This window comes from Microcoleus sp. B4-C2 (assembly GCF_036705265.1).
In the GTDB taxonomy this organism is placed as follows: domain Bacteria; phylum Cyanobacteriota; class Cyanobacteriia; order Cyanobacteriales; family Microcoleaceae; genus Microcoleus.
The window spans coordinates 35,587-57,798 of sequence record NZ_JAUBUB010000004.1; the positions used below are offsets into that span (position 1 = coordinate 35,587).

Annotated in this window: 20 protein-coding genes; 12 read left to right on the forward strand and 8 right to left on the reverse strand. The window is 45.0% G+C overall.

From position 1 onward, the window contains the following. Window positions 1-22: 22 nt before the first annotated feature. From QUB20_RS02525 to QUB20_RS02540, 4 genes are all read right to left on the reverse strand, one after another. Complete coding sequence (locus tag QUB20_RS02525) at window positions 23-2,854, reverse strand: tetratricopeptide repeat protein (protein ID WP_333243026.1); 2,832 nt, start codon at window positions 2,852-2,854, stop codon at window positions 23-25. Window positions 2,855-3,288: 434 nt separating this feature from the next. Next, window positions 3,289-4,152 carry a calcium-binding protein gene (locus QUB20_RS02530; protein ID WP_333243030.1) on the reverse strand — a complete coding sequence of 288 codons (864 nt, stop codon included), beginning with the start codon at window positions 4,150-4,152 and terminating at the stop codon, window positions 3,289-3,291. Between the two features lie 92 nt (window positions 4,153-4,244). Beyond that, on the reverse strand, window positions 4,245-4,430 hold the full coding sequence (locus QUB20_RS02535; RefSeq protein ID WP_333096849.1) for a hypothetical protein: 186 nt from the start codon (window positions 4,428-4,430) through the stop codon (window positions 4,245-4,247). A gap of 1,093 nt (window positions 4,431-5,523) precedes the next feature. Continuing rightward, on the reverse strand, window positions 5,524-5,709 hold the full coding sequence (locus QUB20_RS02540) for a hypothetical protein (RefSeq protein WP_333243033.1): 186 nt from the start codon (window positions 5,707-5,709) through the stop codon (window positions 5,524-5,526). A 1,822-nt stretch (window positions 5,710-7,531) separates the two neighbouring features. Here QUB20_RS02540 and QUB20_RS02545 point away from each other — a divergent pair. Both QUB20_RS02545 and QUB20_RS02550 read left to right on the forward strand, forming a co-directional pair. Then, window positions 7,532-7,729: a hypothetical protein gene (locus tag QUB20_RS02545; RefSeq protein WP_333056488.1), complete on the forward strand. Its 198-nt coding sequence runs from the start codon at window positions 7,532-7,534 to the stop codon at window positions 7,727-7,729. Window positions 7,730-8,438: 709 nt separating this feature from the next. Next, entirely contained in the window at window positions 8,439-8,639 is a 201-nt protein-coding gene (locus QUB20_RS02550; RefSeq protein ID WP_333056545.1) for a hypothetical protein, read from the forward strand. A 148-nt stretch (window positions 8,640-8,787) separates the two neighbouring features. Here the strand turns inward: QUB20_RS02550 and QUB20_RS02555 are convergent, their stop codons facing one another. After that, entirely contained in the window at window positions 8,788-9,537 is a 750-nt protein-coding gene (locus tag QUB20_RS02555; RefSeq protein ID WP_333056487.1) for a pentapeptide repeat-containing protein, read from the reverse strand. Window positions 9,538-9,591: 54 nt separating this feature from the next. On the opposite strand from QUB20_RS02555, the gene QUB20_RS02560 reads away from it, so the two are divergent. After that, window positions 9,592-10,104: a phosphoribosyltransferase family protein gene (locus QUB20_RS02560; RefSeq protein WP_333056486.1), complete on the forward strand. Its 513-nt coding sequence runs from the start codon at window positions 9,592-9,594 to the stop codon at window positions 10,102-10,104. A 191-nt stretch (window positions 10,105-10,295) separates the two neighbouring features. Next, window positions 10,296-10,421, forward strand: coding sequence for a hypothetical protein (locus QUB20_RS02565; RefSeq protein WP_333291136.1), 126 nt, complete (start codon window positions 10,296-10,298; stop codon window positions 10,419-10,421). Window positions 10,422-10,465: 44 nt separating this feature from the next. Here QUB20_RS02565 and dxr read toward each other — a convergent pair whose 3' ends face one another. Further along, on the reverse strand, window positions 10,466-11,656 hold the full coding sequence (dxr, locus tag QUB20_RS02570) for a 1-deoxy-D-xylulose-5-phosphate reductoisomerase (protein WP_333243036.1): 1,191 nt from the start codon (window positions 11,654-11,656) through the stop codon (window positions 10,466-10,468). A gap of 260 nt (window positions 11,657-11,916) precedes the next feature. Between dxr and QUB20_RS02575 the strand changes: the two genes are divergently transcribed. Together QUB20_RS02575 and QUB20_RS02580 are read left to right on the forward strand one after the other, a co-directional pair. Further along, window positions 11,917-13,500, forward strand: coding sequence for a DUF2079 domain-containing protein (locus QUB20_RS02575; RefSeq protein WP_333243039.1), 1,584 nt, complete (start codon window positions 11,917-11,919; stop codon window positions 13,498-13,500). Between the two features lie 9 nt (window positions 13,501-13,509). Next, a complete protein-coding gene (locus tag QUB20_RS02580; RefSeq protein WP_333243042.1) occupies window positions 13,510-14,946 on the forward strand; it encodes a DUF2079 domain-containing protein in 1,437 nt (478 codons plus the stop codon). Between the two features lie 93 nt (window positions 14,947-15,039). Here the strand turns inward: QUB20_RS02580 and cas6 are convergent, their stop codons facing one another. Then, entirely contained in the window at window positions 15,040-16,164 is a 1,125-nt protein-coding gene (gene cas6 / locus QUB20_RS02585; RefSeq protein WP_333243046.1) for a CRISPR-associated endoribonuclease Cas6, read from the reverse strand. Between the two features lie 311 nt (window positions 16,165-16,475). On the opposite strand from cas6, the gene QUB20_RS02590 reads away from it, so the two are divergent. The 6 genes from QUB20_RS02590 to QUB20_RS02615 all read left to right on the forward strand — a co-directional run bounded on the left by QUB20_RS02590 (window position 16,476) and on the right by QUB20_RS02615 (window position 20,330). Beyond that, complete coding sequence (locus tag QUB20_RS02590; RefSeq protein ID WP_172186333.1) at window positions 16,476-16,838, forward strand: ferredoxin-thioredoxin reductase catalytic domain-containing protein; 363 nt, start codon at window positions 16,476-16,478, stop codon at window positions 16,836-16,838. Between the two features lie 147 nt (window positions 16,839-16,985). Continuing rightward, window positions 16,986-17,393 carry a DUF309 domain-containing protein gene (locus QUB20_RS02595; RefSeq protein WP_333243050.1) on the forward strand — a complete coding sequence of 136 codons (408 nt, stop codon included), beginning with the start codon at window positions 16,986-16,988 and terminating at the stop codon, window positions 17,391-17,393. Between the two features lie 43 nt (window positions 17,394-17,436). Continuing rightward, the gene (locus QUB20_RS02600; protein ID WP_333291138.1) at window positions 17,437-17,562 is read left to right on the forward strand and encodes a hypothetical protein; all 126 of its coding nucleotides are present in this window, start codon (window positions 17,437-17,439) and stop codon (window positions 17,560-17,562) included. A 147-nt stretch (window positions 17,563-17,709) separates the two neighbouring features. After that, the gene (locus tag QUB20_RS02605) at window positions 17,710-18,180 is read left to right on the forward strand and encodes an LptA/OstA family protein (protein WP_333243053.1); all 471 of its coding nucleotides are present in this window, start codon (window positions 17,710-17,712) and stop codon (window positions 18,178-18,180) included. 173 nt (window positions 18,181-18,353) lie between these two features. Then, on the forward strand, window positions 18,354-19,082 hold the full coding sequence (gene lptB, locus QUB20_RS02610; RefSeq protein WP_333243056.1) for an LPS export ABC transporter ATP-binding protein: 729 nt from the start codon (window positions 18,354-18,356) through the stop codon (window positions 19,080-19,082). An 81-nt stretch (window positions 19,083-19,163) separates the two neighbouring features. Continuing rightward, window positions 19,164-20,330 carry an LptF/LptG family permease gene (locus QUB20_RS02615; protein WP_333243059.1) on the forward strand — a complete coding sequence of 389 codons (1,167 nt, stop codon included), beginning with the start codon at window positions 19,164-19,166 and terminating at the stop codon, window positions 20,328-20,330. A 72-nt stretch (window positions 20,331-20,402) separates the two neighbouring features. Here QUB20_RS02615 and QUB20_RS02620 read toward each other — a convergent pair whose 3' ends face one another. Continuing rightward, window positions 20,403-21,770 (reverse strand): hypothetical protein, encoded by a 1,368-nt coding sequence (locus QUB20_RS02620; protein WP_333243062.1) that lies wholly within the window; start codon window positions 21,768-21,770, stop codon window positions 20,403-20,405. Between the last annotated feature and the right edge of the window lie 442 nt (window positions 21,771-22,212).

The window sequence follows — 22,212 nt, forward strand, 5'->3', positions numbered from 1 at the left end:
TTAAACTTGCTCCAGACACCAACTAACTCAAACCCACCACCTCAACCATCCTTTTCAGCGAACTCAAGTTCACTAAAATATCCTCAGTCAGCGAATTCTGATACATCAACTGTCTAATAGGATAGCATTCAAAAGCCTCGCCCGTTAAAAAGTAATGTTCCAACTGCAAATATTGACTGATTCCCCAGTAATAATGGCTGATATAGTGAGGCGACACCAACTCAATTACTTTTGTTCCAGGGCGACTAAAAATCGTATTTGTCAAGCCGCTGCCGTGGGCTGCAACTATTACCTCAGCGTGGTAAAAATGAGCAATTTGCTCTGCCAAAGACATCGACTCAGGAAAAATCGAAACAAAGCCAAAGTTCTCCAAAACCTCAACCACATCTTCCTCGTTCAAAACTCGTCGGTATCTTGCTTTGCTGCGGCTGATATAAATGCGTTTTGGATAGCTCGAACTAGGTATAATTCCCTTGAGAAACTCCCGCCTCAAAAAATCCATCGCCCACGCAGAAGGCCAGCCCAAATATCCCGCAAAAGACGGTACAATTAACTCGGTTGCTTGAATGTGAGGCAAGCGATCGCTCTCCAAGACTTTCTCTTCTGGAATGCCCAGAATTCTCAAGCTTTCCCGCTGAAATTGGTGCTGACAACTATTCACCAAAAACCAATCAATCTCCGCCAAATCCCTACCGCTGTGCCGCAGCAATTCTATCCTCGGCAAAACATCAACCATCCAGTGAAAATAGACATTCCCCGACAAACCAGAAAGCACCGCCACCCTACCATCAATTTGCTTTAAAGCTGGAAAGGATTCTAACTGAAAAACGCTGTGTTTCCTCACATCATGCTTTTCGCATCCCGGTAAAAATCCCGGATAATCTCTCGACACATCAGCCAACAAATAATTGTCAGGAGTAATTACAGCGATCGCCTTGCAAATCAGCCAATAATTTTCCTGCGGCACAATCCAAACTCGCCCGTTGGGAATTGCAGCCACAAAAGTCTTGGGCGACTCCACAGGTAGCGGTTGCGAGTTGGACAAACGGCAAATTCCCCAACCCAAATGCACCGGATCGAACCACTTAGAAAGTCGCTGCAAACACAGCCCGCAAGTTAACCCCGCACAATCGGAATTTGCCAATTGGGAATTGGATCTCGCAAATTGGGAATTAGGAATATTTTCTGCACTTGCTTCGGGTGCAGGTTTCCAAAATATTTCCACATAATTGTCAGCCTCCAACTTAGCATTAACCAGCCAATCCCAACTCGATAAATAAATAGCGTGAGGAGGTTTGATAGAAGTGCTATCGGGCAAGATAAAACTCAGTTTTTTCCACTCTTTCTGCTCCCCATACCCGTGCAATTGCAACTCTAAAACTTTTTGATAATAATCGAGCGCCCGTTCCCAGCGCCCCTGTTTTTCCAGCAGTTTTGCCAACTCAAAATAAACCTGCGGTAAAGCAGGTTGAATCGTCAAAGCCATGCGGTAAACTGCAATTGCTGCAATGAACCGCTTTTGCTGGGCTAAGGAATTTCCCACCCGCCAGTAAATCTCTGCATTTTGTGGCTGAATTTGCAAAGCTTTTTGATAATAAGCGGTGGCAGATTCGTGTCCGCCGTACTCTGTTAAAGCATTTCCCAAATGCAAGTAAATTTCGGCTAAATTATCGCAAATTTCAGCAACAGGTAATTCGCAAGCTGCACTTGACAAATATCTAGCCACACCATCTTTTTTATTTACTTTTAAATCTGTTAAATCCGTGACATCCGTGACATCCGTGACATCCGTTACATCCGCTACAAAATCCGTTGCCGAACTTCCCATCAATGCTGTGAGAAATCGATCGCACGCAGCGATCGCCCTGGACAATTCATCATCTTCTACCGCCGCCACTCTGCGCCTGTCTGCTAAGCGACAGTAAGCCTCAACAAAATCAGGCTTCAGAGCTATCGCCCGCTCAAAATAAGGCATGGCTTCAGCAATTTTGCCCAAAACCATCAAAGAAAACCCGGCGTCTGTATAGCCTGAAATATAGTCAGAATTGAGCTCGATCGCGCGATCGAAACAAGCAAGCGCCGCCGAATGTTCCCCCTGTAATTGCCACGCTTTCCCCAGATTGTAGTGAGCCAAAACCATGTCCGGCTCCAACTCAATAGCTGTGAGGTAAGATGCGATCGCCCTATCGGGATTTTTGTCCAGCAAGGCTTGACCCAAATTATTGTGCAGCGTCGCCCAATCCGGCTTAATCTCGATCGCCCGCTGGTAAACCTCGATCGCCTCAGCAGCCCGATCGTCCTTGAGCAAAATCACACCCAGATTGCTGTAAGCTTCCACGTAATCCGGCGCCACGGCGATCGCCTGTCGGTAGGTATCCATTGCCGCTTCGAGCTGACTATTTTCACCTAAAACCACAGCCAGATTGTATAAAGCATCGAGATAATCCGGTTTTTGGGCGATCGCCTTTCGGTAACAGTCGATCGCCCCCAACAAATTACCCTGCTTGTGAAAAACATTTCCCAAGTTATAATGAACTTCTGCCCAATCTGGTTTCAAATCCAGAGCTTGTCGGTAGTGAAAAACCGCCTCATCCAGCCACGCATAGTCGCTGTAAAGTTGACCCAAATAAGCATGAGCCAGAAAAAACTGGGGCGAAATCTCCAAAGCTTGCACAAAAGCGTCTCTTGCCGCCGTCGGATCGCCTTGAGCTTCGAGAATTTCCCCTAAAGTCGTGTAAGCCGAGGGCGAAAACGGTTGAAGTTCGATCGCCTTGTTGCAAAACTCGATCGCCTCAGTTAACTTCCCCCGGTTCAAATAAATTTGGGCTTGCCGGATATATTCTTCAGTGCTCATTGCTAGCGGTGCAGTTGCGGTTTCTTTACCGCTTCAGTAAAACCTAGAAATTCTAATTTAAAAACTTTCTATTTATATTTGGCCCGATCATACCAATTTAATGTGAAGTTGCACAGATCTCTATCCCCCTAAATCCCCCTTAAAAAGGGGAGTAGGGGTTGACTTCAAGAAGCTTCCGGTCCCCCCCTTCTTAAGGGGGGCTAGGGGGGATCGAATTCTATGCAGCCTCATAAAAAATTGGTATCAGGCGATCGATTAATTTTATCAATAACTGTCGATCGATTTTTTTTAACTGCCCCTGCTTTAGTTCCTGCATTGAAGATTTCAACCTCACCCCGCTTGTAGCAGAGTGAGGTTGAAATCCTTTAAAACTACCGGCTTTGTGAGAACAGCCCCGAATCTTATCCGGTGCTGCCCCACAACTGCCAGTTGTTTTAGAACAACTCGAAGTTGTTCGAGGTAATAGTCAGACCAGGCTGCAACTGAGCAATAGTTAGCACGCCGTTGGTGCCGTTGAAGTACAACGCACCGCTTGTTGGGTCGTAGACCAACTTGTTCGTCGTGGCTGTTCCTGGAGTGGCTGCGTTGAAATTAGAAACGACGACAAACTCGCTTGCCTCGAAGCTGCTGCCCAAACCAGCGAACACACCGCCCTGCTTCAAGCGAATCTTATCTTCGCCTGGGGTAAAGTCAGTGATCGTGTCTACGCCGAAATCGCCACCAGCACTCGCGAAGTAGAACGTATCGCTGCCTGCACCGCCGATCAGGACATCGCTGCCTCTGTCGCCAGAGATCAAGTCATTGCCAGCGCCACCATCGACAGTATCGTTTTCTTTACCGCCGTAGAGAATGTCGTTGCCATCGCCACCGCTGACAAGATCGTTGCCTTGGCCACCAAAGACTGTATCGCTGCCACTTCCGCCAAGTACAGTGTCGTTGCCTCTGTCGCCAGAAACCAAGTCGTTGCCATCGCCACCGTCTACCAGGTCATTCCCTTTACCGCCAAAGATGAAGTCATCGCCGCTACCGCCAGCGACCACATCGTTGCCACTGCCTGAAAGGACGGTATCGTTGCCGTCGCCGCCGCCGACACTATCATTGTTGCCACCCGATATAATCAGGTCGTTGCCAGTGCCACCAGCGATGACATCAGCGGCCTCAAAAGTCAGAATGATATCGCTGCCGAGGCTGCCGTTCAACCTGTTAGCGCCTACGGGGGTGCCAATAATGGTTGAGCCACCGCCACCGACACCGCCTGGTTGTGTAGTTGGTGTTGTTGGATTTGTTACCTGTGTCATTTACACTCCTCCTAAAAGATCAATCATTTTTCTACAATACACTTTTCCCTCCAAAGGGATTCAATAAATGAAACCGGACATCGGTTGAGACCCTAATTGACCCGGCTGCTATAAGCTGTCATGTAATTTAAATTGTCAGCAGCGAGCCTCGGAGCGCGAGTTGAATCCTGTATTCGTTGAGCAGCAAATCTCGGTTGTTTCCTGCTTTTGACTCTCGACTCCACCACTGCCTCCTCTAACACGAAAATATTCCACTTAAACGTTTGCGAGTTTACCATAATGACCATCGATATGGCTAGTCATTATTAAAACAATACCCGGAAGATACACAGAGACCATTTTTAATGGAAGTATGCTCTCCAGATTGAGAAGTTGCACCGGGCCCGCGGGCCCTGTCATCGCCGGAGAGTTCGATCGCCCGCAATGAGGCTGGAACTGAGCTGCGATTTTTTTAAGTACACTGTACTTGACCAGACTTTTGATTTTCGCCAATAGTTCCCCAGAAATCAAAAGTTTGTAACTCGCTTTGAAAGCAAGCCCACGCACGCTGGAGGCCCGATTCAATCAAAAGTGGCTCCCAATACAGTCCCGGACGAACTTTTGAGCCTCATCGCCTTGATGTTTCCAGCCAAATCCCTCACGCTCAATATAGAATTTTGGCTAAAAACCCAGTTTTTCAACCCCCATCCGTCATTTCAACCATGATCCGCATCCATCCGCACAATCAGACAATGTAGCGAGCGTCTTTTGGTCAAAAGTTGGGATGAACGGTGGGCCGGTAGATTTGTGAGGGTAATGTCACTAGATTTTAGATTTTAGATTTTAGATTTTAGATTTAGTCCACAGATGAATCTGGGAACTGGAACTAGGATATAAATTTTTGGGCTGCTGGCGAATCCTGCCTCAGTTATGGGTTAGCCCAATTGTAGTTATGAATAATTTACCTGTTTATCATGAATGCTGAAGCCGTCAATTTTTTGATGGCATCTATCAAAGCCAATGTAAAATTCTTACCTCGATACTCGCCGGATTTATCTCCCATCGAGCTGTAGTGGGCAAAAATCAAAGCGATTTTCCCTTCTGAAGCATATCCACCTTCAAATGTTCTTGATGAAGCGATTACTAAAACTATTAAGGCTCTTACTGATGAAAATGCTTGGCCATCCTTTCATCACTCTGGTCTCTTTTGAGAACAAATTAAATAGTTAATTTTTGCGGTACATTCGATGGCTAGTACCTGTGAGTGAAAATATTGAGTTTTTAGCAAAGACTTTTTTACTAATGGTTGTTAACTTCGAGCTGATCATTAACGATTAGCCAATTCCCCGAAATTTGATCCGCCAGTCATTCAGAGAAAATCTCTACTTATTCCTAGCGGTGTGCTTCTAGTTGCGCTGGTGACGCGTTGGAATTGCTCTGACTGTCGTACTTGTAGATGTGAGCGTGAGAGTCACTCTCGAAAATATAATTGATGGAACTAGCTCCATAGTATGCCAGCGCTAGCAGCGACAATAGATGAAGAACTCTATAAATTGGTTTCTCAGATACTTCGTTCATTTTGACTCCTACTTTTTATGCAAATAACTAATTTGGATACCGTGACGGCACTTTTTTTTTGAAGTTCCCAAACATCTCGTACTTCCAAAAATTTAGCTGGCTCGCGTTATACACTCCTGATGCCCGATCGCCAAAAATAAGTCGTACTTGAGACTTGAAACAGTTTTGGTTGCCTATTTCATATTGCAGTCTCTGCCTTGAATTGTCTATCTAACTGCGGTAAGAGTTAGGGATTTTGGGCGCAAACGAACTCTACAATTTCCTGTTTAGAGCTGCTACGATTTGAATAAAGGGAGCCCGAAAAGCTTAAATGGCAAAGAGTCTAGCTGTTTTTCCACGCCTAGCCAGGATTTTCCCACCTTCGATTAATGGTACGCAGTGGCCGGAAGTAATGAAAATTCTTAAGTTGGTCAGCGGCCGACTAAAATATGTCTGAAGTTATATTTTTGCAAGCAACAGGCCATGTTAAATTACATATTAATTTTGAGCTTGGTTGAGGTGGCAGATAATTTTTGAGTAAAAAAATTTTGCGGTCGTTGTTCGACAATGTGAGTCTGACAATTTTGCCGGAACAATTTTAACTGAAAGCATCCAGGATACCCGCCACGTGATTCATTCCGAAAGCAGACTCAGTACCCAGAAATAAAAAACCTGTATCCGATAAAGGAACCCCCGAATTTATCTCGCGCAAGTCAAGGCTTCAATTCTAAAATCTAAAATCTAAAATCTAAAATCTAAAATCGCGCAATCGATTGACTGAGCCGCACCGTTAATTCACGATGTGACAGAAGAAAATTAGGCATCAGTCAATTGGAGACTTTGGCGTGATACGTGGGCTAGGGCGTGCGTCAATCTCGCTTAGTTCAACGATTGGAGATTTGAGATTTATGCCACAGATGAATCGGAGAGCTTGAACAAGATCCTAAAATTTAGGGCAGCAGCCGACTCCTGTCGGAAACTTGTATCCGTTTTTGGGCTGGATCAAAAAGCAGAAGGCAGAATTTGATAGCGGTAAAAAAATACTGTTTTAGGATTCAGAATTTTTATTTGATTCTACCTTCTAGCTGCATTTTTTTAGTATGAAACAAGATAAATTACTCGCTGCCAAAAGCGATGCACGCCGAATAATTTAGGAAGAGATAAGCGAGTGTGTTGAAGCCAGTTACTTCCAAAAGTTATTATAATTTTTGCTCGCATTGAGCTGTTTGTACAACAGACTTTTTGCTAGTAATTTGCAAAAGGGATAGGGGCAGAACAACAGGCCAAAACAGAGGGCCGATTATTAAGGCTATCCAAGATATCACGTCTTTTTTAGATGTCGCAGTATCATTCCAAAAACTTTTGAACCAAACAAGAAAAACGATTAAGGCAATAGAAAAGTAGCTAATCATTATCATTTTTTGACCTCCCTGTCTATAGATGGGATAGAAGTATTTATAATTATTGTATCTCAGGCGGTGGCTCGCCGATCGCAACTTTATGCCCTGAGCCACAAGCTGCAAGTGTCTTAAACCAAAAGTTTCACAGCTATGCAAGTCCATAGCCTGCAATGTTGAGCGGAATTACTCCTGCTGCGCGACGGTATTGGAAACTTAAAGCCTTGCGTTCAGGGCTTTTCGAGGTTTTGTCAAACCTGGAGGCTACCACCCCAATCATAGCTTATGCGATCGAGGTATTGGGTTTGCTGTGATTTAAATCACGTATACTGGTAGACTTCGGTCACAAATAGAGCCAAGAACGATCGCACAGCTTAGCCGACTGCAATCACCCTACTCTTTTGTCAAATGCTCGATATTATAATAGTCGAGTTCAACGAGATTTCATGCAAGCTCTGACTTTAAAATCCGATCGGGCGATCGCTGAACTGTTCTATCAAGTCACCAATTCAGGCAATCTGACTCGCACTCAAAGCCACGGATTGCGCGAACTCTGCCAAAGCGCTCTCAGCGAAGATGCCAGAGATGCAGTCAACCGCCTGCTGCACGCCATCCGCCGCGGATGGGTCAGGATTTCCGATTAGTCTCCTCACACAAAAAGTTGAGATGAGTATTTTTACTTTCTCTCCTGTCAAGCTTTGCCAACAATAAGATTGAAGTGAGTAGGTCGCTCCATTAACCCTCTCAAAAAAAAATTGTAGTGCGATCGAAAAGCTCGAACCGGTTTCTTGAAGAAGCCGGGATTTTTGATTTGAAGCAGCCAGTCGATTTTAGATTTTAGATTTTAGATTTTAGATTTTAGATTGACTTCACATATGAATCTGGGAGCTTGAACTAGAGCTTAAAATTTTGGATCGATGGCCACTCCTGTCGGAAACTTGTATCTGTCTTTGGGCGGGTTATTAAGTATATCCACGGAACAAAGACCACACCAAGAAACTAGGTAAATGTAGGTAAAAGCGGGTTCCTAAACAGGCTAAAAGTTGTACCTTCAATTAAGCCATGCGATTTAGCTAGCAGTCATTAGTAATCTCTTAATAGATAAATCTTAATTTATTTGTCACCGTTTCTTAACCAAAAGTAGAGATTTCGCAGTTGCCAAAAGCGAGAAATCGGGACGGGGTTTGTGTTTCAAGTTGCGGGGCTATCGAGGAAATATCCGATCCCCAAGTCCGGCTGACACAAATCACTCATCAAGAGCCAATCGATCACATTTACTCCCGTAGTTGAATCACATAAATTTTGGAAAAATTAGTTAATACTGTCAAAAGTGAGTTCAAAAAAAAACACATGATGACAACCCAAACGCTGTTACCTCAATTTACTATTGCAGAGCTAGTCTTTCAGGTATATCACTCCGGTCTGCTGACTCCCACTCACCGACAACAGCTCAAGACAGCGCTGTTAAATGACTGTCTTACCGAAGAAGATCAAACAGCCATCAACCGCTTGCTCCACGCAGTTCGCCGGGGCTGGCTGAAAGTTGTAGATTAAACTCGGTGCTAAATTTTTTGCCACTACTCTTTAAATGCACTGTCACTTGAAGGCAGAATTAAATCCCCTTAAAAAAATTAGGCATTAGCCTAAATGTAGGGTGCGCCATAGGCACCCTGCCGTTTTAACTTCTATTTTCTCAGCTTATTTAGTCACAGATTGTGCCGTCAGGCATCATGGCCTCTCTCAGATTCGCTTCATCCAAATTAGTCCCACGCAAAGAAGCTTGATGCAAGTTTGCTCCCCGGAGATTTGCTCCCTTAAGGGAAACTCCGCTCAAATCTGCTTGATGGAGATTTGCACAGCTCAAGTTAGCTCCACTCAAATCGGCTCCCTTCAAATCAGCTTTTTCCAGATTTGCTTCCGTCAAATTAGCCCAACTCAGATTTGCTTGAGTTAGGTTAGCACGGCTGAGGTCAGCTTGTGTTAAGTTTGCATCGGTTAAATTTGCTTTGCTCAGGTTGATTCCGCAAAGCTTTACTTCTGTCAAGTTGGCACCTTGCAAGTTAGCGTTAACTGCATAAACTTGAATCAAAATTGCCCCCTGAAGGTTTGCATCTCTCATGTCTGCACCCCTGAGACTCGCCCCCGTTAAATCGGCTCCACTGAAGACGACACTCCGCAAGATGGCGCCGCTCAAGTTCGCTCCCACCGCCTCGCATTCGCCAAAATTAGCGGACATGAGGTTGGCTTGGGAGAGGTTGGCTTGACTGATATCTGCTTGATACAGATTAGCTCTGTAGAGGGTGAGACCGATCGAATTTGCACCTTTTAAATTAGCGTGACTCAGGTCAATATCGCGCAAATTTGTCCTTGACATATTGGCACCGCTCAGGTCTACTTTGTGAAAAACCCGTTCTCCGGCTGCATACCGTCTGAGAAGTTCATCTGCATCCATGTCATTTTCCCCAAAATATTTAATAATACCTTTGATATTTAAATAATATTAGGAATGAGTGACCTTTACGTTTCTTGGGCTGAGTACCATCGGAAAATTGAGGATTTGGCTGTAAAAATTGAGGAATCTCAGTGGAAATTCGATCGAATTGTCTGTCTGGCGAGGGGAGGGCTGCGGGTTGGAGATACTCTGTCGCGGATTTTCGACAAACCTCTGGCGATTTTAGCGGCCTCGTCCTATGGTGGGGCCGAGGGAAATGTCCGGGGCGCGATCGAGTTTGCCCGCGATTTGACAATGGTGGGCGATAATTTGGGCAGCAGCATTCTCCTGGTTGACGATTTGGTGGATTCGGGAATTAGTTTAGAGCAAGGTATCGCTTGGCTCAAGAATCGCTACGGCGAGGATATTCAGGAAATTCGGACTGCTGTACTCTGGTACAAGGCTTGTTCTGTTGCAAAGCCGGATTATTATGTAGATTATTTGGCGGACAATCCTTGGATTCACCAACCTTTTGAAATGTACGAAAAGATGAGTGCGGCTGATTTTGCGGCACAAGTTGGGAGTTAGTCAATAAAAAACTAAAATCAGGTCAAGCTTTAATATGGTTTTGCCGATATTTTGCACTTTTTGGCATAGTCCGTCAGGGGTTAAAAACCCCTGTCTCATAGCTAAAGTCCTCTGAAAGAGGACTGGATATTTATCAAGGTTGGGCAGTCGGTTTCAACTCTGATATTGCACCAGTATCAGCAACAGGCAAGATGCCTGTTCCACAAAGAGTGAATTTTCTTGTGGAACAGGCCAGAAAGCCTGTTCCTAAAAGGCTTATTGAGAATGGTGCAAGATATAAGTTTCAACCGACTGTCTTCTATGAGACGAGGAATTAATGCACTCCTAGGGCTTGTGGGTAAGTGCAAGTCGGCTGATAGAATTAGCGAACCGAAAGAATACGATCGCCCAATTCCATACTATCTGCCAAAACTTCCTGCCGCGCCCACCTATCTGCCGCCAAAATATCGTCTAAACCAGGACTTTCACAGTTATCGGCTTGATGTTTGTCGCACGCCTTCTCAATCAACTTCGGAATATCCAAAAACTGAATCTTCTCCTCCAAAAATAGCGCTACTGCCTGTTCGTTTGCCGCATTCAGCACCGCCGGCATCGAACCGCCCGCACGTCCCGCCGCATAAGCCAACTGCATACAAGGATACTTTTCGTGGTCGGGTTCTCGGAAAGTTAAATCCCCAGCTTTTACCAAATCCAGCCGTTCCCAATCTGTATGAATTCGTTCCGGCCAAGACAAAGCGTAAAGCAGCGGCAAACGCATATCCGGCCATCCCAATTGCGCCAAAACCGAGGTATCTTGCAACTCAATTAACGAGTGAATTATGCTCTGAGGATGGATGACAATATCAATGTCGTCATAATCCATTCCGAATAAGTAATGAGCCTCGATGACTTCTAATCCTTTATTCATCAAAGTAGCAGAATCGATCGTGATTTTCTGCCCCATCGACCAATTTGGATGTTTCAAAGCATCGGCTACTGTTACTCCTGCTAATTTGTCGATCGGCAAATCTCGAAAAGAACCCCCCGAAGCAGTGAGAATAATTCGCCGCAAGCCGCCAACCATAACACCTTGGAGGCACTGAAAAATTGCCGAATGTTCCGAGTCAGCAGGTAATATTTTAACGCCGTATTTTTCGATTAAGGGGTTGACAACGGGGCCCCCTGCGATTAATGTTTCTTTATTGGCTAAGGCGATATCTTTGCCTGCTTTGATAGCCGCAATTGTTGGCAGCAAACCGGCACAGCCAACTATGCCAGTGACGACGGCTTGAGCGTCACCGTATTGGGCAACTTCGACAACGCCTGACTCGCCAGCAAGTAAAATAGGTTGAGGGTCGATGTCTGCGATCGCCTCCTTCAATTCCTGTAATTTATCTTCGTCGCAAACCGCGACAATTTCCGGTCGAAACTGGCGAATTTGCTGGGCCAGCAACGTTACATTTCGTCCGGCGGTTAACCCGACAATCCGAAATTGATCGGGGTATTGAGCTACAATATCCAGAGTCTGAGTGCCGATCGAGCCTGTGGAGCCGAGAAGAGTTATTGCTTTCACAATTTTTTAATGTTTTGTGGATTATTCTAATATTACGATTGCGGGGATAAAAATTAGTCGTTAACTATTGCGTGGAAAGCACATTCGATGGAATCATATTTTGAGTGACCGAAAGCATCCAGGATACAAGCCCCCGGATTCATCCGTCCAGAAATAAAAAACCTGTATCCGATACACAAGCCCCCGAATTTATCCGTGGGGTCAATCTAAAATCTAAAATCTAAAATCTAAAATCGATTGACCACCTAGTGCCAGATTTCATGCAGAATAGGGAAAATTTTGCTGATGACCGTGAGGACATCAGTGTCTCGATCGCCGAAAATAGAGAGGAAGGTCGATCGCAGCTACCGTCGAGTTTGGTTTGGGCGATCGCGACTGCTGCGGCAATTTTCTTGTTGTGTAGCAGTTTACGCCACGCTTTATTCCAATCAACTGCTTTCGATTTGGGAATTTTTGACCAAGCAATTTACTTAATCAGCCAAAACCAAACGCCTTTTTCTTCTTTAATGGGGATTCATATTTTGGGCGATCACGCAGCGGTAATCTATTATCCGCTAGCTTTGCTGTACAAAATTTACCCAGATGTGCATTGGCTGCTGTTGGTACAAGCAGTTGCATTATCCCTGGGGGCTTGGCCTACCTGGAGTTTAGCGCGTTTGGCAGGTTTAAATCAAGAACAATCCCGTGCGATCGCATTGATTTATTTGCTCTATCCGGTGGTATTTAACATCAATTTATTTGATTTTCACCCGGAAGTAATCGCTTTACCCGCACTTTTGGCCGCAATTTTGGCAGCGCGTTTAAATAAAATTGTGTGGTTTTGTACCGCTATTGTGTTAGTTCTCAGTTGCAAGGCGGTTTTGTCCATAACCGTTGCTGCTATGGGTTTCTGGCTGTTTTTTTGCGAAAAAAAGCAACGGTACGGGGCGATCGCACTTTTGCTCGGTGCAGCTTGGTTTTTGATAGCTTCCCAGAAAATAATTCCCTTCTTTAGCGGCAGCGAAGTCGCTGGAGTCGGGCGCTACGGCTATTTAGGGAAATCGGTACTAGAAATTATCATCAATCTCATATTAAAACCACAGTTAGTATTAGGAAAAATCCTTTCCTTCGATACATTCAAATATTTATTTCTCCTCACCTTACCTGTGATTTGGCTGCTCTTGCCATTTTCGGGCAAACTACGCCTACAATATTTAACAGCGCTAATTCCTGCCCTCCCTACCCTGCTGATCAATATCCTCTCTGACTTGTCATTTCAACGCAGCTTAGCCTATCAGTATTCAGTGCCTGTAATTCCATTTTTATTTTTAGCAGTTATCGCGAAGGAAGAAACAAGGAAGAGGGAAGAAAGAAAAGGCAACAAGGAAGAGGATAAAGCAAATAAGCAACATTTTTTAACATGGGTCAATCTGCCACAATTGAAAAACTTCCGAATTTCTCAACTTTGGCGGGGAATTCAATTGCCGAGAATCATGATAATTTGGTCGTTAATAATTTTCCTACTTCTGGGCGAATATAAAGATTTTTATCTGTACCTAAATAGACTAGATACCTGGCAAGCTACACGCGAAGCAGTCGCACAAGTTCAACCCCAAAGCAGTATTTTAACAGATAATAGACTTGCCCCTCACTTTGCCCACCGCCCAATAGTAAAATTGCTGTCACAAATTTCGCCTCAAACAAATTTAGCTGAATTTCAATACATATTATTAAACCTGCGCCATCCCTGGCCTGATACTGAAAAACTTGGTGATACCTTAGCAAATCAACTTAAAAACTCTCCCAATTTTCAATTAACTTATCAAAAAAACGAAGTTCTGCTATTTAAACGAATCGCTGATTAAGCCAATAAAATGCTAACTTTAAAATCCCTAAAATCTCATCCAGTATTTTTAATGATTGTCGTGACAACGATAGTCTTATTTACGGCCAGCAGCGCGCGGCACGCTTTGTTTCAGTCAACTGCATTCGACTTAGCAATTTTTGACCAAGCAATTTATTTGATATCCCAAAATCAAACGCCATTTTCCTCTTTAATGGCAATAAATATTTGGGGCGATCACGCTGCTTTTATTTTCTATCCACTGGCTTTACTTTACAAAATATATCCCGATGTTCACTGGCTTTTTTTAGTGCAAGCTGTTTCCCTAGCTTTAGGCGCTTGGCCGAGTTGGAGTTTGGCACGTCAAGCGGGATTAAACGAAGGGAAAGCAATTGCAATTTCAGGCGTATATCTGCTTTATCCCGCAGTATTTAATGTCAATCTCTTCGACTTCCACCCAGAAGTAATTGCTTTACCAGCAATGCTAGCAGCAATCTTAGCCGCGAGGCTGAATAAAACCTTGTGGTTTTGTGCTGCTATTGTATTAGTTTTGAGCTGCAAAGCCGTGCTATCTTTAACTGTGGCTGCGATGGGTTTGTGGCTGTTGTGTTTTGACAAAAAACGTAATTGTGGGCTCATAGCTCTATTTTTAGGCGCGGGTTGGTTCCTGGTAGCTACTCAGGCAGTTATACCGTATTTTAATCAGGGAAGAGAACACGCGGGAATCGGGCGATATCAATATTTGGGAAAGTCGGTTTTTGAAATTGCTATTAATTTAATATTCAAACCAAATCTAGTTTTAGGGCGTTTGTTTTCTTTAGATACTTTTGAATATTTAGCGTTATTGGTATTACCTATAATTTGGTGGCTGTCTCCGCGTCATCTGTCATCTTTAATTAGTGCTGTGCCGATGTTGGCGATGAATATTCTTTCCGATATCCCCGCTCAGCGGGATTTAATTCATCAATATTCTGTGCCGATATTGCCGTTTTTATTGGTTGCCGTAATTTCCAGTTTGGCAGCTAGCAATCAGCAAAAGGGAAAGACAATATTTGATAGATTGCCACTTCCTAATTGTCCCTTGGCTAGAGTCATTGTAATTTGGTCGTTGATTGCTTTCTTAGCTTTAGCGAAATACGGCTATTTTTGGACTATTTATTTAAATGGGTTCGACACTTTGCCCGCTACCAGAGAGGCAATTTCTCTGGTTGAAACAAAAGGCAGTGTTTTAACAACTGCTCAGATTGCTCCGCACTTAGCGCACCGCCCTGTAGTAAAATTAACTCAGGCTAACACGCCGCCTCCAAATCTCGCAGAATTTGATTATGTATTGCTTAACCTCAGATATCCTGGCTGGATGAGCGATCGAGCTTTTGTGGAAAACCTCATAACTAAACTAAAAAACAACCCTCAATTTCAACTCAAATATCAGCGAGACAACATATATCTATTTACTAAGAGTCCTTAGTCAGCAGTCATCAGTCATTAGTCATTAGTCATCAGTCATCAGTCATTCCCAATGCCCAATGCCCAATGCCCAATGCCCAATGCCCAATGCCCTCTAATCTTCCACTTTCAAAGCCCTTCTTGCCAACTTCACATAAGTTTTCACAGTTTCATAAGGCATTTCCAAATCAGCAGCAATATCAAACAAAGATTCTCCCAATTCCCGGCGCGCCAAAATCGTCGCCCAAGTTTCAGCAATCTCAGCAGCGCGACTTCCACCTTTACGCTTTCTGTGCGCCATAAACTTATTTGTCAATTCATCTATTCGCGCCGCCAATACGCTTTGTATCGATACTTCAGGTAGCGCTTCTGTCAACCATTGGGCTCGCGTTTGTCCCAATCCAAAAGTTGTTTTGTGGCCCGTGCCGCAGTAAGGCGCTAACCGCCCTAAAGCATAAAATAATTGTACAAAATCAGGGCGATTGTGAGCCGATCGCCCTAGCCCAAATTCCACAGCCCCAGTGAATCCCGTTACCATGCCTTTTTTGCCCGCCGCTACCTTTTGCGACTCCAATTTGTGGTGGCTAATAATCGCATTTTCATCAATCCAATTCAAAAATTGTGCTTGGTCAAAATTCCCCCCCGAAAAGTTATTCCAGCGGCGCAAATAACTGTGAAAAACATTTTCGGGAACTGGCAGAGGGAAGTGATGCCCTTTGCTACGAAAGCTTGTAGGAGTCACAAAACTAAGTTTGATGGTTGGCGAAAAAGGGGGTTCCGCTGTTAATAATTGCTGGTAAGTTGTGGGTGCAAAAGCAATATCCCAAGAGCGAATTAGCAGCGGAGCATTTCGCAAATCTATCTCTTGGGGCAAATTTTGCAGCCACTGACTCAGCCACTGCACTACAGGCTTTGAAAGTCCTGTTACGTACCAGCGATAAATTCGATCGCCCAAAAGCTGAAATTCTTTGCCACCGGGGAGCAAATCACCTTCCAATCCCGAAATAGTAAAGGCTTTTTCTGACTGTTCATCGTGCAAAAGTTGCGATAAATCCGGGTCAGCTTGCTGTACTTGACCTAAAAACCAAGCGTGCAAACCTATAGCATACTGCGCGTACAGATAGCTAGGAGCGCGGGGAGCCAATTCAAACACTAATCCGACTAACTCGGTGTCAGCCGGCCAAATCAGCCCAGACGGAGGAGATTTTTTGCTGTGGGTGCGGTTCGGGGAAGTTGCCATCAGATGCCGTGCCTATAGCCGTCACAGAAAGAGCGCCGTGCTATCTTATCCGATTTTTATCCCCTTTGGGGGATGATTGTTGAGGGCGATCGATCGCCCAAATCTTTTGGCAGCTCCAAAAACCGGGTCTGCCGCCAGTTTCCCGCACCCTGCGGGATAGACAAAAACCACTAAAAAACCAACAACCTAAAACTCAATCTTTGTCAAGGTTTTCCTCCTTGTAAGTAAACAGAAATATACAAGTGTTTAAAATCACATTCTGCGCTACAATTGTCAAAAGCTCGTAGCATCCTCAACTTCGATCCTAAACTATGAACACAACAGAAAAATCTAAACTCTCCAACGAAAAAACTTTGGAGGCGATGAAGAATTTCTCCGAAACCTACGCCAAGCGCACGGGAACTTACTTTTGTTCTGAACCTTCCGTCACTGCTGTCGTGATAGAAGGACTAGCAAAACACAAGGATGAACTAGGCGCTCCCTTATGCCCTTGTCGCCATTACGAAGATAAAGAAGCCGAAGTAAAAGCCGCCTACTGGAACTGTCCCTGCATTCCCATGCGCGAGCGCAAAGAGTGTCACTGTATGTTATTTCTGACGCCAGATAACGATTTCGCTGGAACTAATCAGGAAATTGGAATGGATCAGATTCAAGCTGTCAGAGACACTATGTAATCGGTTAAGTAGGCGGTCGTGAAATGGCAGTAGTTTTGAAAACAGGTCGTTATTTTTCCTATTTTTAAGACTTAGCTATTTAACAAAAATCGATCGCCGCCTACTCAAACACACATCCGCCATCGAAAATCCCCAATCCCCAATCGAATGACAGAGGAAATGCCGATCGACTTTTGGCAAGGTATCGAACAGTTTAATAGTCAAGACTTTTATGCTTGTCACGACACACTAGAGGCTTTGTGGATGGAAGCTGGCGACCCAGAAAAAAGATTTTATCAGGGGATATTACAAATTGCCGTCGCGCTTTATCACTTAGGAAATCAAAACTGGCGCGGTGCCGTAATCTTGCTGGGAGAAGGAATAAATCGGCTCAGTTATTATCAGCCCAGTTATGCCGGAATTGCCGTTGAAGACTTGCTCGGACAGAGTGCTAAACTTTTGAGCGCTTTGCAACAAGCAGGGCCGGAAAAAGTTGCTGATTTTGTACCTTTATTAACAGGTGCAGAAGTTGCAGGCTTGCAATTGCCACGAATTATCAAAGTACCGAAAAGTTAAATAAAAGTTAAATAAATGTTTGTATTAGGGTGTGCAGTAGACTTTGCCTCTACACAGAGGGGGGCTGGCTTTCTTGCCCGCTGCACAAGCAGATTTATTTGCTGTGGAACGAGCATCTTGCCCGTTCCCGGTTAAGACAGTTGCAGCCACTCAGCAAAATAGCCAATAAAATTCGCTGTTGTCTTGCTAGGATAATTGGTTGAGATTATCGGGTCAATCGATCGAGCTCACGGGAATCTTTCTGGCCGTTAAGATAAAATACCTAACTGGAGATAATGCCCTTCAGCAATTTCACAAATTTTGAGGCTTGTAAGCTATGATGCCCTCCGCTAAACTACTCAATTCGCGAATATTCAAAGGATTATCGCTGCTGTTGCCCCTCACTCTGGCAGGCGCGATCGCCTCTCCCACCTATTCGCAAGCCAACGCGCCCCGCACCCTCAGCGTGCGATCGGACATTCAAGAAGCCGACTCCAAAACCGGCATCGTGACAGCCCGCGGCAACGTGCAAATCAACTATCCAGCCCGCCAAATACAAGCAACTGCGGCTCAAGCTCAATACTTCAGCCGCGAGCGCCGGATCATTCTCAGCGGAGATGTTTACGTATTGCAGCAGGGCAACAGCCTGCGTGGCGAAACCATAACATACCTGATCGACGAAGGGCGGTTTATTGCCCTGCCAGACAACCCAGGACAGGTAGAATCTGTTTATCTGGTGGCCCCGGAACAAGATGCAGCAGCCCAAAATGCAGTGGGCTCCCCACGTCCAACTACAGCCCCCCGGTAACAGTGGCTCGCAGCAGCGAAATTTCGCCTCAGCCAAAACATACTGCTTGGGATAGATGCGAAATTTCGTCTTTATAAAACTCACAAACTTGAAAAGGTAAAATTTAAATTAGAAACTCGATCGCACAAAGCTGCAGTCTGAAATTGAGCTTGTAGAGGTTGCCGGGAGCGAAAATGAAAATTGTACTCGAAAATATTCACAAATCCTACGGAAAACGCAATGTAGTTAGTCGCGTCAACCTGTCGGTAGCCCAAGGAGAAATCGTAGGATTGCTCGGCCCCAACGGTGCCGGTAAAACCACAACATTTTACATAGCAACCGGATTAGAAAAACCAAATCAAGGCACCGTTTGGCTAAACGATTTAGACATCACTAAATTGCCGATGCACCAGCGAGCGCATTTGGGAATAGGCTATCTCGCTCAAGAAGCAAGCATTTTCCGAAACATGAGCGTGCGGGACAACATTTTGTTAGTCCTAGAACAAACTCAAGTGCCGCGCTGGGAATGGCGCGATCGAGTCGATTTCCTATTGCAAGAATTTCGCTTAGAAAAAATAGCATCCAGTTTGGGAATTCAAATATCGGGGGGAGAAAGACGACGGACTGAACTGGCGAGAGCATTAGCCGCAGGGCGAGACGGGCCGATGTTCCTATTTTTAGACGAACCGTTTGCAGGCGTCGATCCGATCGCCGTAGACGAAATTCAAACCATTATTGCTAAACTGCGCGATCGCCAAATCGGCATCCTCATCACCGATCACAACGTCCGAGAAACCCTCGAAATTACCGATCGAGCCTACATCATGCGAGACGGTCAAATTTTAGCCTCCGGGGCTGAAGAAGAACTCTACAGCAACCCTTTAGTGCGACAGTATTACTTAGGTGACAACTTCGTGCGATAGTCTTTTGAAGGCATTCGGCAAACGGTAGAATTTTAGATTTGAGATGTTAGATTGAGGAGCAAACTGCAAAAATCCCAAACTATGAAAATAGCAATATCCAATTCTTTGAATCCCATCAACTGGCTGCCGAGAATTTCCGTAATGGACTGGTACATTACCAAAGAACTAATCGGCCCATTTTTATTTGGCGTCGGACTCTTTACATCCGTCGCCGTCACAGTTGGAGCTTTATTTGAATTAGTCCGCAGAGTAGCAGAATCCGGCCTCCCCTACGGCGCAGCCATAGAAATTTTTCTCCTGCAAATTCCCTACTTCGTGGTATTGGCTTTCCCCATGTCAATGCTGCTAGCAACCTTAATGGCTTACAGCCGAATGTCCAGCGACAGCGAACTCATCGCCCTCCGCAGTTGCGGAGTTAGCGTTTACCGATTAATACTGCCTGCTGTGATCATGAGTTTAATTGTTGCAGGATTAACCTTTGGTTTGCAAGAGTTAGTTGTACCCGCCGCCAGCTACAGAGCAACTCTGACTTTAGACAGAGCCCTGAAGCGAGAAAAACCCATATTTCAAGATAGAAATATTATCTACACAGAATTTCGCAAACCAGAAAAAGGCGGCGACGAAATCCTGGCCCGCTTTTTTTATGCAGAACAATTTGACGGCCAGCAAATGAAAGGTTTAACAATTATCGATCGCTCCACCCCAGGCCTCAATCAAATCGTTTCTTCAGAATCCGCTACTTGGAATCCCTCAGAAAATACCTGGGATTTTTTCAACGGAACCGCTTATATAGTAGCTCCTGATGGCTCTTACCGCAATATAGTTAGATTTCAACACCAGCAGTTGCAACTCCCCCGCACGCCCTTAGATTTAGCTGCGAGAGCGCGGGATTTCAAGGAAATGAACATTGCCCAAGCTTTAGAGCGTTTGGATATCCTTAAAAACAGTGGCGACGAACCGCAAATTCGCAAATTAAAGGTGCGAATTCAAGAAAAATATGCTTTTCCTTTCGTGTGCATGGTATTTGGTTTAGTGGGAGCCGCTTTGGGAACTCAACCGCGCCGCTCCGGCCGAGGAACGAGTTTTGGTATTAGCGTAGTTGTGATTTTTACTTACTACGTATTTTCTTTCATCACCAGTTCTATGGGAGTGAAAGCTGTTTTGACTCCGATTCTTTCGGCTTGGCTGCCGATCATGTTTGGTTTGGGAATCGGGGGATTGTTGTTGGTGCGGGCTGCCGCTAGGTAAGTTTTACCAATAACATTGGGAATTGGGAATTGGGAATTGATAATATCGTTTTCGTGGCCGAACTTCCATCATTTAAGGATTAGAAAAAGTATTGATTTCGCCACCGCCAATGTAGCGTCCCGGAGCCAGGGAGCCTGGTGTAGCAAAAGTTTGAGGTTGAATGGGCTGCACGCCCTGATTGGTATTTTGGGGAACAACTCCAAAGTTAGGCTGCTGTGGTAAATTAAGCTGACTCGGTGGAGGTGTTTGAAATTGAGAATTCGCTGAATTGGGAGAGAATTGAGGGTTAATTATCTTGCTTCCCCCAATCCCATTCGGAAAGGGAGATGGACTGACATTCGGAAGTAGAGGTGTTGGCGAAGGTATGGCTACTGGAAGTGCCACAGGTTGAACTTCAGTTGCGAAGCCGGAACCAGATAAATCAGTTTGGTAGGGATTTTTCGGCAAAGCCACCGGTGCAGCCCCTGCATTAATTTCGGGGAGGTTCGGCACTCTGGAATTTAACCCCGCCAATGATTCAGCGACTGTAGCTGTCGGTTTTAAGAATTCTTGAGATTCCTTGCTTACAGTATTTGTCGGAGTCACAAGGGGGGGAAGTGCTGTGGGAACATTCACAGGATTGGCTCCACTTTGAGCTGTAGCGGTCGTTGGGAGCAAATTTGTCGCATTTCCTGCAGCCGGATCGGAAGCCGGTCGATCGAGCAATGTAGCCTCGTCTGCAGTTTTCTCACCTGAAGCCGCCGTTGCCGAAGTGTTAGCAACGACGTATTTTTTCATAGCTGCTTGCAGCGGACTCAAAGGCAGAGAATTTTCGTTTTGTTTAGCTGAATTAGCATCACTCGACGGCTGGGATAAAGTTGCTGTCGCTGTACCCCCAGACTCAGGCTTAATCGTTTTTATCCCGGAAGTTAGTCTCTCGCTGCTAGATAAACTCAACGCTGATGTTGCGTTTGAACTTGGCAAGCTGGAATTTTGGGGGTTATTGTTTCCGGCCTCGACAGCAGGATTTGCTAAATTTGGCAAGGAGAAAAATCCGCTGCTTCCTACCTGCTTGGGTGCTGAAGATGGCTGAGGAGTTTCTAAGTCCCGATCTCGAAGTTCCTCGAATAAACCTTTGCTTTTTACTACTGATGAATTTAACAAGTTCAGTTCAGAAGCAGTAGATCCATTAAACTGATTGACTAGCACTGGTGAGCTGTCGATTTCAGCGGCAATGGCGGTATCTTCAGCAGATAGTCCCGATAGCGAAGCTGGAGTGTTTGAGGCTGGTTCTTCTTCGCCATCTATACTCAACCTTTCTGGATTTACAGAGACCTCCCAGATAAATAATCCCCCTGCACACAGCACGGCTAAGGGAGCCCAAACCGCCGGTTGCGTCCAGTGGCGCAACCGCGCTATTAGATAGCGGACTGATGTAGGAAATCGCTTAAAAATTGACATAGTTTTGCTTCCTTCCGATCGTGCGGATTTAAAACTATTTTTCCTAGTCTACCACATCAATCTTGATTATTTTTGCTATGTCGGCGTAAGTGCGATCGGGATCATCTCGGTTTGGCTTTTACTGTCGGTGTGCGATCGTCCGGCTCGCTATATTTATAGACTTTGCTGTGTGGGACGGATCCGAGTCCCAAAAAACGCTTTTTACTTTCTGCACAGATGCTCCGAGTACGATCGAACTTTTGATTGAAAGTTGTGACAGCTCAATGCAACAGGTGAAAATCCATAAAGCACTGGTAGGAATATGTCTGGCTTTCCTCAAATCAAGGGGCATAAGATGATAAAATTGTATGGGATGCTGTGCCATGCCCGCCTGGTCTGTCAGCCGATCGACCTCAAACCAAAATGTCAAGGTAAAATTGGCAATTGCTCAGAACAACACGAA